The following is a 16,183-nucleotide window of genomic DNA, read 5'->3' on the forward strand; positions in this document are numbered from 1 at the left end:
GCCGAGTCACGCCCGCGATATTGCGCGTAACGGAGTGAGCGGCATCAATTCGCTGAAGTCCTCGACCTGCAGCACACCCGGCAACTGACCAGGTCGTTCCTGGGCGATGGTCCCCGCTCCGTCGGGCAGTGACTGTGGCACGCCGTCGAGGTAGAACAGCACGCCCTGACTGTCACGTGCCAGCGCAGAAGCGGTGAGCACAAGCTGTGCCACGGCACGGACTCGCTGTGCGCCCTCCACCTCGAAGAACACCTCGTTGAGGTGGATCGACAGGACGTTGTTGCGCAGCAGCTGCACGTCCACCACTTCGGTGCCTGCCGGGATTGCGGATTCAAGGCCGTTCTCGGCTTCAGTCGGCGACGGGCCGGCCAGCAGATTGTTGAGCGGCGCATCGAGGAAGACCGGTGCGGCGAGCGGCCGCTGCAGCTCCACCAGAAGACCGTCTCGCAGGAAATACACGGCATGCAGCGATGTCGTGGGTGTGTCGGCTGCCGCACCCACGACCGGCTGGAGGTCACGTACGGGGAAGACACCCGCTGGCACTTCGACCCCCCTCGGGGTCTCGTCGGTCGGCAGGCCGCAACCCGCCAGCGCGATGGCCCATACCAGTGACACACCCAGGCACCCCAGCGCGCCGGTCAGAAACCTCACCGGTGCCCCGCAATCGGCAGCTCGACGACGAAACGTGCACCACGCTGGCCGTCGATGCGGGATTCGACGTGCACCGAGCCCCCATGGCGCCGGGTGTGCTCGTACACCAGCGCCAGCCCGAGACCCGCGCCGGAACCGGCGCCTCGCTTGCGCGCCGCGGCGCCGCGAGTGAAGCGTTCAAAGACCAACTCGCGCTCCGAAGGTGCGACACCCGGACCGTCGTCCTCCACGGCAACCCGCACGAAAAAGCCCGGCCGGGAGATTTCCACCCGGGTGACACCGCCACCGTGCTTCTCGGCATTGCGCAGCAAGTTGTCGAAGACCTGTGCGAGACCTCGCTTGTCGCCGATCACGACTGCATCTGTCGCGGCAGGGCTGATGGCGAGCTCCACCTCCGGGCCCAGCTCGCCGGAGCGGTGCTCGCCGGAGCGGTGCTCGCCGGAGCGGTGCTCGCCGACACGAAGCTGCACCAATTCGGTGACGTTGACGAGCCCTCGCTCGAAGACCGACCCTTCGGCATCGGGCCGGGAGATCTCCAAGAGGTCCTGCACCAGCTGCTGGAACCTGTCAACTTCTGAAGCGAGCAGATCCAGCGCCGTGGCCCCCTGCGCCGACAACTCGTCGCGATGTCCGCTCAGATAGTCGATCGAACTTCGCAGCGTCTGCAAGGGTGATCTCAGTTCGTGGCTCACATCGGATGCGAATCGGGCATCACGAGCAATGCGGCGCTCCATGGCATCGGCCATGTCGTTGAACGACTCCACGATCACGGCGAGGTCGGGATCGTCGCTGCGTTCGACGCGTGTGTCGAAACGGCCGTGAGCGATCGAATTCGCAGCATCGGAGACGGTCGCCAGCGGTCGCAGCAGCCGCCCGCCAGCCCATGCCCCAACTGCCACGCCGATCAGAACTACCAGCGCTGCTCCGACACCCAGGATCAGGCGCAGGCTTGCGAGGGTGGCCTCGATCTCCGAGAGCGGGACAACTTCGAAATACAGCGTCTCGCTGAGCTGGGAAACCGTTGAGGGACGCAACCGCAGACCGAGCGCGAGCTGTGGGACGCCGTCGAGCCGGTACCGCATCGCGTGGGCCTGGTCGGATCGCTCCACCGCAGCCACCAGCTCATCGGGAAGATCGCTGGGAACGAGCGACGGGGATCGCCAGGTGTCCGGTCCGGTGCGGACGATGGAACGGCTGCCGCTGAGGCTTGGCAGCGACTCGAGCGACACGGCGAAGTCGGGACTCTCCGCACGCAGCGAACTCTGCACCTGCGTCGCGTTCGCGAAGAACTGCGCCTCAGAGGAATCCTGACGCAGACCCAGCATCGAACCCCGGGACAGGCTGTACGTCATCACGACGAGCAGAAACGCCGCCAGCATCGCACCGAGCGTGAAAGCACCGACAACTCGGGCGCGAAGCGGCAGACGGCGCAGCGGGCGCGGCCAGCGAGGCCTCATTCAGGCTCGCAGCTTGTAGCCCATGCCGCGTGCTGTCGCTACGTAACGGGGGTTGGCCGGGTCATCCTCGATCTTGAGGCGCAGCCTGCGCACGTGCACATCGACGAGACGGCCGTCCCCGAAGTAGTCGTACCCCCAGACTCGCTCGAGCAGCTGCTCGCGGCTCATCACCTTGCCGGGATTTTCCGACAGCTCGCAGAGCAGGTGGAACTCGGTCTTGGTCAGGTGCAACTCTTCACCGCCCTTGCGGACGACGCCCTCGTCTGGATAGATCTCAAGGTCCCCGACAGTTCGGGGCAGTCCGCTGCCGTCGACGGTCCGGCTCCGCCGCAACAGGGCTCTGATGCGCGCGGACAGCTCTTTGGGAGCGAAAGGCTTCGTGAGATAGTCGTCCGCGCCCGCCTCGAGCCCAGCCACGACGTCATGGGTGTCATCACGGGCGGTGACCATGATGATCGGCACATGACTGATCCGCCGGATGGCCCGGCACAGCTCGAACCCGTCGAGACCGGGCAGCATGATGTCGACAAGCACGACATCAGTGCCGTCGGGCGTAAAGCGCTCCAAGGCCTCCTCGCAGGACTCCGCCTCGCTGACTCGCCAGCCCTCGTCCTCCAGCGCAAGGCGCAGCGCCGTTCGGATCCGCTCGTCGTCTTCGACTGCGAGAACGTTGGTCGTCAATGCCGTACCGCCTTGTCGTCGGACTGCGAGTCGCTCGGACCCCGCCGCGTTCGCGAATCGTGCCGGCGGATCCTCACCGAGGCTTGGTCAGCCCACTCGCTCATCGAGCGCAGCACCAAGGCCGCGAGAGCAGCGACGCCTGCCCCAGCAGCCAGAGCACCGATGGCGGCAGCGCCGAGCGCCAAGTCACCACAGGCTCCACTGCATTCAATGATGCCCGTCGCATAGCCCGCAAAGCCTCCGCACACTGCGGCAATGACGGTCGCACCGAAGGCGACAGCGCGGGCCAGTACCGACGGCAGAGCGGTCGGCGCCGCGGTGAGCAGAGCATCGTCGGCACCCAGAGCGGTGACTGGCGTACTCGCACGACTGTGCCGCTCGTCGTCGCCCTGCGTGCTCACGCGCGCCATGGTACGGCCGCACAGGTGACGGGCTGTCAACCCCCGAGACTGCCTGCCCCAAGACGACGGACCGCCAGATGGCTCCCAGACCACCCAGGAGTCAACACCTCCGTGGCAGACTTCCTGAGTGCCGACCGATGTGCACCGATGGGCAGTTGCCGGGGGGATCCTCGCGCGCGATGGCGCGGTGCTCATGGTCAACAACCGGCGGCGCAATGGCAGCACTGACTGGAGCACGCCGGGCGGGGTGGTGGATCCAGGTGAGACGGTGCTCGGAGCGCTGACGCGTGAGGTCGTAGAAGAAACTGGCTTGCAGGTCTCGGCCTGGGATGGCCCGCTGTACACCGTCGAAGCTGATGGTCAAGATGGACCTGGTTGGTTGCTGAAGGTGGAGGTTCACGAGGCTCAGCAGTGGAGCGGCGAACTGGATCTCGCAGATCCCGACGGCATCGTGTTCGATGCCCGATGGGTACAAGTCGGTGAAATCGAAGACCTGCTCACCGGTCAGTACGCGTGGATGGCTGAGCCGCTGCTGGCCTACCTGGGCGGAGGTGCTCCACGAGGCCATGAGTTCCGGTACACCGTGACTGGCGACCACCGGAGCGGTCTGGTGGTAACGCCCAAGACGCCCTGAGAGCGGCCGATGCGACTTGGATATCGGTCTCCGAAGGCGGACTCGCCCAGATCAATCCGATTGCGCAGTCCATGAGCCGACCACGCCATGATCTCACCGGCGATTCGGATTCTGACGAGCTTCCGATCCTGCATGTCGATATGGACGCGTTCTACGTGGAGGTCGAACGCAAGCGTGACCCGTCGCTGAACCGACGCCCGGTGATCGTCGGAGGATCCGGCAGGCGCGGCGTCGTGGCCTCGGCCAGCTATGAAGCGCGCGCGTCGGGCGTGCACGCCGCTATGCCGACCGCCCAGGCGCGCCGTCTGTGCCCCACCGCCGTCATAGTCACTTCTGACTTCTCCGGCTACATCGAGGCCTCGTCGGCCATCGCAGAGGTCTTCGAATCGGTCACACCCCACGTGGAACCAATCGCGCTGGACGAGGCCTTTCTGGATGTCTCCGGAGCTCACCGGCTGTTCGGCACATCTCCGGAGATTGCGTGGCTTCTCCGCGATGCGGTGCGCGAAGCCGTGGGACTCGACTGCTCTGTCGGCGTCGCGTCGAACAAGACCTTGGCGAAGCTTGCCTCGGTTGCGGCGAAACCGACCGTGCGATCGACCGGACCGAAGCCGGGACTCGGCGTTCGTGTGGTCGGTGTTTCCGACCAGCTGGATTTCCTGTGGGCTCACCGTGTGGAGGCGCTCTGGGGCGTGGGCCCAGTGTCGCTCCGTCGGCTCAACGAGATCGACGTGTTCACGGTCGGCGACTTGGCGGACAAGCCGGTGGAACAGCTCGTCGCGGCCGTGGGCGCTGCGCACGGCGCGCACCTCGCCGCGCTGTCACAGGGAATCGACGACCGGCCTGTGCACCCAGGCGGGATCCCGCGTTCAGTCAGTCACGAGGAAACATTCGAGACCGACCTCGACGATCCCGATCTCATACGGGGCGAAACGGTTCGCCTCGCCGATGCCGTCGCATCTCGACTCCGGGCCAACGGGCTGTCCGGGCGGACGGTGACGGTCAAGATCAGGCACCCCAATTTTGCGATGAGAACGCGGGCGCACACGCTCCCAGAGCCGTTCCAGACTGGCCGGGCGCTCGCCCACGTGGCGCACCGGCTGGTCGGCACGTTGGACACCAGCAGGGGGATTCGTCTGCTGGGGGTCGCAGTGTCGAATCTGTCCGAGACGGCATCTGCTGATTCGGCGGCCGGGGCGGGGCTTCGGGGGGAGAACTTGGCTGAGTCGCCAGGGCCGCTCCAGCTTGCCTTCGATTTGGGTCTGCCGCCTGAGGGTGGGAGTGAGCCCGGCGGCGACACGCACCATGGCCCGACTGGTGATTCCGAACTCGACCGCAAGCTGGCCGAAGCTCTCGACACCATTCGCGGCCGCTTCGGCCGAGCTGTGATCGCTCATGGCTCGGCGGCCCTGCGTGACAGTGCGCCAGGCGAACGCCGCTGGGGCCGCTGACCACACCGCGCCCCGAAGCGCGCTGGAGGCGCAATGCATCAGGGGTGCGTAGAACTCGTACCGAGCGCGGTCCTACACTGGCAGCAACATCGGCAATACAGAGTTTGGAGCCTGTGCGTGCCGCTTTCGGACGACGAACAACGCATCCTCCTCGAGATCGAGAAGGACTTCTACGATACTGACCCGCAATTCGCGCGGGAGGTCTCGGAGACGACGCTGACTCGACATGCCCTGCGCAACATCCGATGGGCAGTGCTCGGCGGAGTCTTGGGCTTGGTCGGCATCGGCTTGGGTCTGCAAATCCATTTCGCGTTGTCGTTTGTTGCGTTTCTGGTGGTCTTCGCGAGCGCCGTCGTGATCGAGCGCAATGTTCGCAAGATGGGCAAGCTGGGTCTCGAGAAAGTCTCGGATTCCATCGCGAAGCGCTCTCGACCGAACAGCGCCGACTCGTTCGGCGATCGCATGCGGCGCCGCTTCCGCGACGACTCGAGCTAGACCACCTTCGACCGACGCTGCCGCGCTGAGCCAGCGCGTGCCGTCAGCGGCTGACCGCCTCCGCGCCATTGCGGTCTGCCCCGTTGCGGCGGCGCGAGCGAGGTCCTGCCACCAGGGCAGCAGGACGACATGCGGTGCCGATGCGATCCCACCTGCTGCGCGCAGCCCGGATGCGCATTTCAAGGTGCTGAGCGTTCAGCCTCGCCCCCACGACAGTCTGCGGTGACGGAGGCTGCGGCGCGTAGGCGGCCTCCTGGGTAGCAGTGGCCAGTGAGTGCAGCTCCCCTGAATCGATCCGCAGCCGGCGGTCGACACGACCGGCGAATTCGGTATGCGTCTCGGTGGCTCGCTGGTCGATGCCGAGGTTGAAGAGTGTCTCTGCAACGTCGTCCCAGGCAGCGCCGACCGCAGAGCGCGCATCGTGACGTGCGCGGCGATGGTGCAACGCTCGGCGGATTCGTACAGCCGACGGCACCGTGATAAGCCACAGCATGCCGACCGCCAGCACCGCATAGAAGGGGACGACGAGCCACTCCGACCAACTCCCGGTGGGCGCTGTCGAGCCTTCGAAGTCGAGCACGTCCACGAAGCCTTCGAGGTCGCCCGACAGTCCCTCGAGATCTTCGAGACCCAGCGCGCCGATGAAGCCTGAGCCTTCGTCGCCCGCTGCGGTCGGATCTCCGGGCACGACTTGCTGGGCAAGCACTCCTGTGTAGACGACGGCCCCAGGGGCACCCCGCCCTGGCGTCGGCTCGAAGTACACCCAGCGGCCGCTCATCCAGATCTCAGGCCACGCGTGGTAATGCTCGCCCCTGACCACGTATTCGCCTTCGACCAATTCCCCTGGGGTGAAGCCCACGGCAACACGCGAAGGCAACCCGATCGCCCGGGCCATCGCTGCATAGGTGCCTGAGAACTGCTCGCAATAGCCGCGCCGCTCGGAGAACAGGAATTGCTCCATGCGATCGGTGTCATGCCCGCTTGGCACCCTCAACGCGTATACGAAGTTCTTGAGGAAGAAATTCTGCAGAACCAGGGCCTTTGCGTAGGGGCCCGTGGCATCCGCCGTGACCTCAGCAGCGAGGTCTGCCACACGTTGGTTGAATCCCTCCGGCAGGGCCAGATACTTCTCTGCAATGTCGGGCGGAACGTCGCCGGTTGCAGCCACGAGCCCTGCAACTGATGGAATGTCGACGTTCGAGCTGACGGTGTAGGTCAACCCCGGCTCGAGCACGCTGCTGTGCTCGGTGACCAAGGTGCCGGACTCGGGGTCGTAGAGCGCATCGGGACCGTCAAAGGTGACCGGCTCGTATGCAGCGGGCAGCCAGATGCTGTCGAGCGCCCCGATCGTGAAGTGTTGGGTGAGCAGCTCTGAGGACGAGCGCCCGTCCAAGTGTTCAGACGCATCGCCATACAGCCGCTCGGATCCCCAGAAGGTTCCGTCGAACTCCCCGAGACCCGAGACTCGCCAGTACGCGGGGGCGTCCGCTCTGACACGGAACAACTCGGCACCCGAAGTGCCCACTAGACGGCCTTGAGCATTGACGAGCGGGCTGATCGTCACCCTCGATGCGGGCGCGGTTCCGTCGAGGTCCTTCCACGAGACGATCGCCCGGGCGTCGCTGCCGGGCAGCAACGGTACGAGCAGCGCCGCGCCCACGGCGGCAGCAATTCCCAACCGCAGTGCGGTACGCATGGGCACGGTTGCCCGACGCCGCTCCGACGCGCCGACCGGCATCCGGTTCCCGGTGTGGTGGATGCCGTGCGCGGCCACGAACGCCACCGCGCACACGACCATCGCCGCAGCACTTCGGACACGCCATGCATCGGTGCCCAATGCCCCGATGAAGGCCAGCACGACCAAGGCTGGAAGCAGCGCTTCGCCGATCGCTTTCGCACGCAACGCCGCTGCGTCTGCGATGAAGGCCGTGAGCCAGATTGCCGCGCCGCCGACCAGCAGAAAGCCTGCAGTGGCAGGCGTCGGCGCTTCCACGATGCCGAACGCCTCCCATGCGGCAGCCACATCGGTCGACGCTTGCCGCAGTGTCTCGGTGCTGGGAAGCAGCCGCAGCCACAACGTGTCGGAGTACAGCGCCAGCCCCTCGACGACGATCAGCAGCACGACGGATGCCGTAGCGGCAACTGTCAGCGGCCAGCGCTGCCGTCTCGTCACCGTCGCTGTTGCATGACCTCCCATGGCCAAGATGAGCCACAAGGGCGCGTAGTCCCACGAGTCGAACAGGCGACGAGCCATCAGCACGGCCAGCAGCGTGAGCAGCCACAGCGAGATCTCGACCTGCCACAGGCTTCGCCGCGTCATGCGCGCATCACCCCCGACTCTTGGGCCGTCTGGGCCGCAGCCCACTTGGGCGCCAGCTCGGCCGCAGTAGTGATGTCGACACATCTCGAACCGGCCGATGGGAGCGCATCGCCGGTTCCGCACACTCGGATGACCGTCAGCGACGAGCTGCGCGAACCCGCCGCCGTAATCGTTTCGATGTCCCGAGGTGCGTCAAGAGCTGTGCCCCCGAGTACCACGACCACTGCACCCACCACGGAGGCTGTCGCCGCTGCCACCACGCCACGCAGCGAGCCCGTGCCTGACGTGGACACCTCGGCGAGGTGATCGAACAGTTGCGCCAGGCCTTCCCCAGAGGTAACGAAACCGGTGTCTGCTCCGGCCACCGTCAACAGCCGCAGCGGATCATGTCGTGAGACGCTGGCGAGGACGACGCTGGCGGCAGCGGACACCGCGAGCTCGAAGCGCTCTGTATCGAATGCTGTGCTGCGAGTGTCGAGAACCACCGTCACCCGGCTCCGGCGGGGAACCTCGTCTTCTCGCACCATGGGACGACCCAGGCGCGCCGTCGACGGCCAGTGGATCCGGCGGACGTCGTCGCCAGCCGCGTAGTCGCGCAGGGCGTAGAAATCCTCGCCAATGCGCTGCAACGTGTGAACGTCAGCCGCAATTCCCAGCGGTTCGGGACCACGGGCCAGTCGAGGCGGCACGAGTGTCTGCGTGGCGGGATAGACGACGAGCGTCGTCAGCGGCCCGGAACCGATGTGCGTGCGCGACAGGCCCAGCGGATCGACGACAGCGACGTCAGCGGGACCGATAGTCAGCCGACCCCGGCGCTCGGTGGGCAGCAAGTACGCGGCATTCACGCGCTCAGCCCCAATCAGCGGGCCCACTCCCAAGCGCGCGCCGAGCGTGCCGGTGACGGGGTCGGTGAGCTGAAGTACCGGGGCCGGTCCGCCGAGGTTGGTGACAGCGAGCTCCACCCGCGCTTGCCCGCCGGCGTGAACGCGTACAGGCTGGACCGAACGCTGGATCCTGAGGCGGATCCTTCGCGTTCGGGTCCAGATGGTGGCCCCCGACACCAACGCGATCCCCGCAACTGCAAGCACGAAGAGTTCCCCGATGCCGAAAAGGCGTCCGGCGCCAGCGGCGACGAATGAACCGATCCCGACGGTCCAGCCCCGCCGAGTCAGCATGCGGACCCTCGGGGCATCGCAGCGAGGGTCCTAGTGCCTAGGCGGATTGGTGAGCCTTCTCGCGCAACACTTGTTATCTCCCGCTCTTGTTCGCTGCGCTCACGGGCCGCTCGGGCCACGGCTTCGCCTCTCAACCGGTAGCGGTGGGGACCGCGACGGCCTCGAAGACGTCGCGCAGCGCTGATTGCGGGGTCAGTCCCTGCAGTTGCGCGTCGGGACTCAGTCGGATTCTGTGGCCGAGTACCGGTTCGGCCACAGCCTTCACATCGTCGGGCACCACGTAGTTCCGACCGGCGGCGAGCGCACGCGCCTGTGCCACGCGCTGCAGATCGAGCGTGGCTCGCGGACTGATACCTAACGTGATCGTGCCGCGCCGCCGTGATGCATCGGCCACCGACACGATGTAACGGCGCAATACCGGTGCGACGTGTACCTCGGTGACAGTGCGTGCCATTGCCAGCACTTCGCCGGCCGTCGCGACCGCTTCGAGCGTGATCTCCGTTGTGCCGTCGTGGAGGTCGAGCACCTCGACTGCCGAGTCGGCATCGGGGTAGCCGATGCTGATGCGCATGAGAAAACGGTCGAGTTGCGACTCAGGCAACGGGTAGGTGCCCTCGTGCTCGATTGGGTTCTGCGTAGCAATGACCATGAACGGCTGGCCGAGCGGGCGCGTGGTGCGGTCAGTGGTGACCTGCCGTTCCTGCATCGCCTCGAGCAGCGCCGCTTGCGTCTTGGGCGAAGCCCGGTTGATCTCGTCGATCAGCACGATGCTTGCGAAGAGTGCACCGGGCCGGAAGTCGAATGTGCGCTCGCGCTCGTCCCACACATTCACGCCGATGACGTCGGACGGCAGCACGTCAGGGGTGAACTGGATACGGCCGAACGGTGCATCAATCGAAGACGCCAACGATTTCGCGAGGCTCGTCTTGCCGACGCCTGGCACGTCCTCGATCAGCAGGTGCCCATCGCACAGCAAGCACAGCAGTGAGAGGCCGACGGCGTCGGATTTGCCGCGAATGACACGCTCCACGTTCGCAGTGATGCGTTCGAATGTGCGGCGGAACGTCTCAGCATCGGCCGGGTGCGTTTGTGGGGGTGTGTGATTGCGCACAGCGTCAACTCTCCGGTATCCCAGCCTCCCGAACGCTGTGAGGCTACTCAGCGTCTGTCGGCCGTCACCGTCGGGAGGCACGTTCGCTTCTAGAGTGGCCCGGTGCGCCGACATCGGACACTGCGCCGCCTCCGCTTGCTTGGGGTCCTGTCTGGGGTGGCGGCGCGCCCGCGTCTGTGGGTTGCGACTGCCGGCGCCATGAGGCGGCTGGTGCCAATGCGCTGGTGGACCCGGCCGCCGTTCCTGCCGGTTCCTCACCGCGACTACGTGCGATTCCGACTGTTGACTGCCCTCGGTGACGACACAAGTGCGTCCGCTGAACCCGAAGATCTGATCCAATGGCTGGAATGGTGCCGACGCTGGCCGGCCGCCGCAGCGGCATCACGGTGACATGACCTCCCCAGGAGCCGTCGCGCATGCGCCGCGATCTGTCGCCGATCCGGTGAACGGCCGCGCTGGCGTCAACGGCCACCCGGTTCGTCCCCACGGCAAGGTCTCGCGGACCCGCTCGGTACTGTCCGAACGGACGCTGGTGCTCAACGTCACCTACCAGCCGTTGTCCATCACGACCGTGCGACGAGCTCTTCTGCTGGTGCTGGCGGGCAAGGCAGACGTCATCCACACCCGGCCCGGGAGCATTCGCTCACCGCGTATGTCGATGTCGGTGCCCTCGATCGTCCGGCTGAGGTACCACGCCCGGGCTCCGTACCGCCGCCGAGCTCCGCTTCACCGGCGAGCAGTCTTTGCACGCGATGCATACCGGTGCCAGTACTGCGGGAGCCGGGCGGAGTGCATCGACCATATCCACCCGCGAAGCCGTGGCGGGGAACACACGTGGGAAAACGTGGTGGCTTGCTGCCGGTCCTGCAACGTGGGCAAGGGAGACTCGCTCCTGTCGGAAGGCCGATACCGGCTGCACCGGACGCCGTACGCTCCCGAGCCGCTCGCCGTCGTGGCCGCCATGCGAGTCGACGCTCCAACGGAGTGGACCGACTACCTGCCCGTATTGCGTCCTCAGCTCGTCTGAGGGGATCGTCTGAGGGGATCGTCTGAGGGGATCGTCTGACCAGTCCGTCTGATCAGCCCCGCGCCCGGTCACTGGTGACCAACGTCGGCGGCGGTCTGCCATCGTGGACCGGTGAGCGAGTGGATACGCGAGAAATGGCAGGCGAGCGCCGAACTGCTGCACGCCCGCCCAATGCCGCAGGACCGCCGACGGCGCGTCTCATGGCTGCGCCCGACGAAGCCAGCACTGATCCTGGGATCTGCGACTGTTGACCCCTTCAGCGGCACGCGCACCGATGTCGTGCGGCGTCGCAGCGGTGGGGGACTCGTGTGGCTGGATCCCGATGAGTGCACATGGGTGGATGTGTTCGTACCGGCCGATGATCCGCTCTGGCGTGCAGACGTCGGCGAGGCCTTCGATTGGCTGGGCCGCCGATTGGCTGCGGCGTTCTCCTCGGTCGGCGTGGCGGCCAGCGTGCATCGTGGCCCCTACGAGGCTGGCCCGTCGGGCGGCCTGGTGTGCTTCGCCTCGCTTGGCCCAGGCGAAGTGGCAGTGGACGGCCGGAAACTGGTCGGCATCTCCCAGCGCCGTACCCGCGAGGGCAGCCGTTTCCAGTGCGCCGCCTACCAACGGTTCGATCTTGGGCCGTTGGCGCATCTGCTGGACGCAGACGGTGCCGCACGGGTCCGCGGCCGGGCCGTTGGCTGGGCAGACCTCGGCGTCGACGTCACGCCGTCGGGGATGGCCGAGCTGGTCGTGAGCTTCATTACCGCGCACGACGCCTGAGCACTTCACCGGGCCTGCCCGACAACCCCGATGCCGGGATCTGTGCCGGGACCTGGTTTCCGGGACGGTGCTAGCAGCCGGCTTGGGTGATCTGACACACACGGGGTGGACATTGTGGGTGCTTTACCCATAAAGTGGTGCGAAGTGGTTTGCAGGGGCACAAATGCCCATACAATCCAGGTTCCCAATCGGACGCTGCGGAGGCCCTGCGGTGGACAGTCTTTTCGTCGGCCAGCATGAGCACTCGCTCGATGCCAAGGGCCGCATCGTGCTCCCGGCGGGTTTCCGCGGCGCGTTCGAGCCATCGGGCTTCCTCATCAAGCACAGCGAAGGCTGTCTCGCACTGATGACACCAGACCGATTCGGCGAGATCGCAGCACAGATGTCCGAGCGTTCACATTCAGGCGGGCCCTATGGACGTGCCGCCAAGCGATCATTCGGCGCGGGGGCGGCGCGGGTCCTGCCTGACAAGCAGGGTCGGATCGCCATTCCCGAGGAACTCCGACGTTTTGCAGGCCTGCAGCGCGAATGCGTGGTGATCGGCGCCATCGACGAGGTCGAGATTTGGGATGCCGGTCACTGGCAGGAGATGAACGCCCAAGGCGAATCGCTCCTGGCTGCGCCCGAGAGCGGCGGCACAGCATCGGAGCAGTCGTGAGCGCTGCGGAGGGCACCAGGTCGTTTCACCAACCGGTCATGGTCTCCGAGATCGCCGAGGTGTTCGCGCCGCTTGGCGGCGGGTTGTTCGTCGACGCGACCCTGGGCGGCGGCGGCCACGCGGAGATACTTCTGGCGCAGCACCCCGAACGGCGACTGCTCGGCATCGATCGCGATCCCGCGGCGATCTCGGCCGCACGGCAACGGCTCGAGCCCTTCGGTGATCGCGTCACCTACTGCTGCGAGCCCTTCGATCGCCTCGGCGAGCTGGTCGATGCCAGCAAGGAAGGTCCTCTCGTCGGCGCATTGTTCGACTTCGGCGTCAGCAGCCACCAACTGGATGCCGCTGAGCGTGGTTTCTCGCACCGTTACGACGCCCCGCTGGACATGCGCATGGACCCCCGGTCGGGACTCGATGCGGGAACCGTCGTCAACACCTATGACGTCGAAGAGTTGCGCAGTCTGTTGCGGCACAACGCCGGAGAGCGTCATGGGAACCGCATCGCTGCGGCGATCGTCGCAGCACGACCGTTGCACACCACTCGGCAACTGGCCGACACCGTTCGGGCAGCTGTGCCCGCAGCGGCTCGACGTGGCCGGCGCCATCCGGCGATGCGCACGTTCGCAGCGATCCGCATCGAAGTGAACGACGAACTCGACCTCATCGAACCCGCAATGCGAGCTGCGCTCGCGCGCCTGGCGCCATGTGGGCGCCTTGCAACCCTCGCCTATCATTCAGGAGAAGACAGCATTGTGAAGATCATTCTTCGAGAAGCAGCAGACGGCATCTGCGAGTGCCCGTCGACGTTGCCGTGCATCTGCGGCGCCGCACCCACGGTTCGGCTCTTGCGTCGCAAGGTTGTGCGGCCCAGCGCAAACGAGGTCGAGAACAACTCCCGCTCCTCCAGCGCCTTGATGCGGGCCGCTGAACGGCTCGAGACCACCAGCCGCTGATCTGCAAGCGGCCCCTGAACCGAGCAACGTTCGATGGCTCTCGCCACCGCTCACCTCAGCGTCGCCGATGCGCCACCAGAGCTGGTGCGCATCGGCGGGCGCCGCGCCGTGGGCCTGCGGCTCGTGGGCGTCACCGCGCTCCTGGCGGCTGCCACGATCGCCGTGCTTGCGGGACTTGGAGTGTTCCACTCGATGCTGGCCGCAGGTCAATACCGCCTCTCCGAGCTGGAATCGGAGATCGCGGTCGAGCGAGAACGCTTGATCGATCTTCGCTACGAGCTTCAGACACTTCATGGACCGGCGGAAATCGAGTTGATGGGGATTGGCGCGCTCGGCCTCGTCAACGCGGCGGACCCGATCGACGTGCGGATCGAGCCGCGTCACATCACTGCGGTGTCGCCCTCGTCACGCACCGTCCACCAGGGCGGAGATTGGCTCTCGATCAAGACGCTGCTGACCGATGCGTCTACAGCGCATGACCGACGTTCTTGACCGAGACGAACGCCGCGTAGCCCCGGCGTCCTGGCACCCGTCGATGGGTGCCCCGCCAGGGCTGCGTTCGCCTGTTGCGCACGCCGATTCCACAACCACTCGGCGATCTGGGGCACCAGCCGAACTGCACTGGCACCCATCGGTCGGCGCCCCGAGATCGACCCTCGAATCAGGGCGCTCGGCTGATGCTGACTCTGCGCCGCCCAAGTCACACCGACGCAACGTTCGGTCCGGCCCGCCGCGTCGCCGAGCGCTCCTGCTCATCATCGCGACAGCCATTGCCCTGTCCACCCTTGCGGCCCGCCTGGTCCAAGTCCAGATGCTCGACCGTGAGACCTATGCCGCGCTAGGGGAGCGCCAGGGGACCGCACAGTGGGAACTCGAATCGGTACGTGGAGCGATCCTGGATCGAAACCTGAACCTTCTCGCAGTGTCCGACAACCTGCCCACAATCTGGGCTGACCCTCGCCTCGTCACCAACCCGCATCAGACTGCGACAGCCTTGGCGTCAGTGTTGGACATCGACATCGGTGTCATCGCCGAACGGCTCGCGAGCGATCGGCATTTCGTCTACGTGGCGCGCCAGGTCAGTCCATCGGAAGGGCTGGCCGTACAGGAGCTGCAGCTCGAAGGTGTCGGCGTGCGGGGTGAATCCTCACGGTTGCGGCCCAACGGGGACGACTTCGCTCGCGGTCTGCTCGGAGCTGTCGATATCGACCAGAACCCGCTGGGAGGTGCCGAGAAGCAGTTCACCGAAGTGCTCGACGGAACAGATGGTCTTGAGGTCGCTCGGATCGCTCAGAGCGGGATGCCACTCCCGACGGGGATCGAGCTTTTTGAGCCGGCCAGCCACGGCGACGACGTGGTCCTCACCTTGCATACCCAGATGCAATGGGTTGCCGAGCGCTCACTGAGCACCGCAGTCGACGCGACCCGAGCGCGCGGCGGCATGGTGGTAGTGATGCAGACCGACACAGGCGATGTCCTTGCACTGGCTGGGGTGGCCCGCGACCCCGATACTGGACAGATCGGGCCGGTCGCGTACAACCCGGCGTACACCGACGCATTCGAGCCAGGCTCGGTCGCGAAGAGCTTCACGGTCGCCGCCGTGCTGGAAGCGGGACTGACCACACCCACTGAGAGCCATTCGACACCGGCCGCCTACGCGTTCGCCGACAAGGAATTCACCGAGCCGTACTCCAGCGTTGACCGCCAGATGACCACGACGGAGATCCTCGTCCACTCGTCAAACATCGGCACGATCAGACTGGCCGAACGACTCGGCGCAGCCGAGCTGCAGCGCTCCTTGCGGGCGTTCGGCTTCGGTCGCCTGACCGGGCCGCAGGACGCCCCAGCGCTGCCCGGCGAGAGCCGCGGCATCTTGCGTGCCGCGAACCAATGGCGAGGCACGGACTTGGCCACGATTGCGTTCGGTCAGGGCATCGCGGTGACAGCGGTGCAGCTTGCCGCTGCCTACAACACCATTGCCAATGACGGCGTCTATGTCACGCCCAGGCTGGTCCTAGGAAGCGTGGACAGCAGCGGAGCGCTGCGCCCGGCTGACCCTGCTGTGACGCGCCGGGTCCTTTCGCCGCAAACGGCTGGGCAATTGAAATCGATCCTGGCCGACGTGGTCGCTGCGGGAACGGGCAAGCGGGCCGCCATAGACGGTTACCGAGTTGCCGGCAAGACCGGCACGGCGCAGAAGCCCAGTCCCGACGGCGGGTACAGCCCCGACACGTACACGAGCTCGTTTGCAGGTTTCCTCCCAGCTGATCGTCCAGAGCTCACCGTGGTCGTCGTCCTCGATGAACCCGACGAGTACCGGGCCGGCATTGTGGCGGCACCGGTGTTCGCTGAAGTTGCCGAGTACGCGTTGCGCATGCTGGGGGTCTCGCCCGATGCGTGAGAA

At 66.3% G+C, this 16,183-nt stretch carries 16 protein-coding genes; 9 read left to right on the forward strand and 7 right to left on the reverse strand.

The window, feature by feature from the left end; genetic code table 11:
* Positions 1-6: 6 nt before the first annotated feature.
* Genes ACOOHB_RS04760 through ACOOHB_RS04775 form a run of 4 tightly spaced genes read right to left on the reverse strand, consistent with a single transcriptional unit; the run spans position 7 to position 3,190 of the window.
* Positions 7-651, reverse strand: coding sequence for a GerMN domain-containing protein (locus ACOOHB_RS04760; RefSeq protein ID WP_420443664.1), 645 nt, complete (start codon positions 649-651; stop codon positions 7-9).
* Positions 648-2,108: a sensor histidine kinase gene (locus tag ACOOHB_RS04765; protein WP_420443665.1), complete on the reverse strand. Its 1,461-nt coding sequence runs from the start codon at positions 2,106-2,108 to the stop codon at positions 648-650. Before ACOOHB_RS04765 ends, ACOOHB_RS04760 begins: the two co-directional genes overlap by 4 nt.
* Entirely contained in the window at positions 2,109-2,789 is a 681-nt protein-coding gene (locus ACOOHB_RS04770; RefSeq protein ID WP_420443666.1) for a response regulator, read from the reverse strand. It lies immediately after the preceding gene.
* Positions 2,786-3,190 carry a hypothetical protein gene (locus tag ACOOHB_RS04775; RefSeq protein WP_420443667.1) on the reverse strand — a complete coding sequence of 135 codons (405 nt, stop codon included), beginning with the start codon at positions 3,188-3,190 and terminating at the stop codon, positions 2,786-2,788. The genes ACOOHB_RS04770 and ACOOHB_RS04775 overlap by 4 nt, the downstream gene beginning before the upstream one ends.
* Before the next feature lie 127 nt (positions 3,191-3,317).
* Between ACOOHB_RS04775 and ACOOHB_RS04780 the strand changes: the two genes are divergently transcribed.
* The 3 genes from ACOOHB_RS04780 (at position 3,318) to ACOOHB_RS04790 (ending at position 5,770) form a co-directional block, all read left to right on the forward strand.
* A complete protein-coding gene (locus ACOOHB_RS04780; RefSeq protein WP_420443668.1) occupies positions 3,318-3,824 on the forward strand; it encodes an NUDIX hydrolase in 507 nt (168 codons plus the stop codon).
* A gap of 71 nt (positions 3,825-3,895) precedes the next feature.
* Positions 3,896-5,275 carry a DNA polymerase IV gene (gene dinB / locus ACOOHB_RS04785; protein WP_420443669.1) on the forward strand — a complete coding sequence of 460 codons (1,380 nt, stop codon included), beginning with the start codon at positions 3,896-3,898 and terminating at the stop codon, positions 5,273-5,275.
* A gap of 117 nt (positions 5,276-5,392) precedes the next feature.
* Positions 5,393-5,770, forward strand: a complete 378-nt coding sequence (locus ACOOHB_RS04790; protein WP_420443670.1) for a DUF3040 domain-containing protein — start codon at positions 5,393-5,395, stop codon at positions 5,768-5,770.
* A gap of 43 nt (positions 5,771-5,813) precedes the next feature.
* On the opposite strand, the gene ACOOHB_RS04795 is transcribed toward ACOOHB_RS04790, so the two are convergent.
* The 3 genes from ACOOHB_RS04795 to ACOOHB_RS04805 form a co-directional block, all read right to left on the reverse strand.
* On the reverse strand, positions 5,814-8,090 hold the full coding sequence (locus tag ACOOHB_RS04795) for a transglutaminase TgpA family protein (protein ID WP_420443671.1): 2,277 nt from the start codon (positions 8,088-8,090) through the stop codon (positions 5,814-5,816).
* On the reverse strand, positions 8,087-9,265 hold the full coding sequence (locus ACOOHB_RS04800) for a DUF58 domain-containing protein (RefSeq protein ID WP_420443672.1): 1,179 nt from the start codon (positions 9,263-9,265) through the stop codon (positions 8,087-8,089). The genes ACOOHB_RS04795 and ACOOHB_RS04800 overlap by 4 nt, the downstream gene beginning before the upstream one ends.
* A 130-nt stretch (positions 9,266-9,395) precedes the next feature.
* Complete coding sequence (locus ACOOHB_RS04805) at positions 9,396-10,376, reverse strand: AAA family ATPase (RefSeq protein ID WP_420443673.1); 981 nt, start codon at positions 10,374-10,376, stop codon at positions 9,396-9,398.
* A 391-nt stretch (positions 10,377-10,767) separates the two neighbouring features.
* Here ACOOHB_RS04805 and ACOOHB_RS04810 point away from each other — a divergent pair, with 391 nt between their 5' ends.
* The 6 genes from ACOOHB_RS04810 to ACOOHB_RS04835 all read left to right on the forward strand — a co-directional run bounded on the left by ACOOHB_RS04810 (position 10,768) and on the right by ACOOHB_RS04835 (position 16,180).
* Positions 10,768-11,403, forward strand: coding sequence for an HNH endonuclease (locus tag ACOOHB_RS04810; protein ID WP_420443674.1), 636 nt, complete (start codon positions 10,768-10,770; stop codon positions 11,401-11,403).
* Positions 11,404-11,514: 111 nt separating this feature from the next.
* Positions 11,515-12,168, forward strand: coding sequence for a lipoyl protein ligase domain-containing protein (locus tag ACOOHB_RS04815; protein WP_420443675.1), 654 nt, complete (start codon positions 11,515-11,517; stop codon positions 12,166-12,168).
* Between the two features lie 211 nt (positions 12,169-12,379).
* Entirely contained in the window at positions 12,380-12,826 is a 447-nt protein-coding gene (locus ACOOHB_RS04820) for a division/cell wall cluster transcriptional repressor MraZ (protein ID WP_420443676.1), read from the forward strand.
* A complete protein-coding gene (rsmH, locus tag ACOOHB_RS04825) occupies positions 12,823-13,779 on the forward strand; it encodes a 16S rRNA (cytosine(1402)-N(4))-methyltransferase RsmH (protein ID WP_420443677.1) in 957 nt (318 codons plus the stop codon). Before ACOOHB_RS04820 ends, rsmH begins: the two co-directional genes overlap by 4 nt.
* A 33-nt stretch (positions 13,780-13,812) precedes the next feature.
* The gene (locus ACOOHB_RS04830; RefSeq protein ID WP_420443678.1) at positions 13,813-14,271 is read left to right on the forward strand and encodes a hypothetical protein; all 459 of its coding nucleotides are present in this window, start codon (positions 13,813-13,815) and stop codon (positions 14,269-14,271) included.
* A complete protein-coding gene (locus ACOOHB_RS04835; protein WP_420443679.1) occupies positions 14,255-16,180 on the forward strand; it encodes a peptidoglycan D,D-transpeptidase FtsI family protein in 1,926 nt (641 codons plus the stop codon). Before ACOOHB_RS04830 ends, ACOOHB_RS04835 begins: the two co-directional genes overlap by 17 nt.
* The last annotated feature ends 3 nt before the right edge of the window (positions 16,181-16,183 follow it).

This window comes from Candidatus Poriferisodalis sp. (genome assembly GCF_965215815.1).
Taxonomy (GTDB): domain Bacteria; phylum Actinomycetota; class Acidimicrobiia; order Acidimicrobiales; family Poriferisodalaceae; genus Poriferisodalis.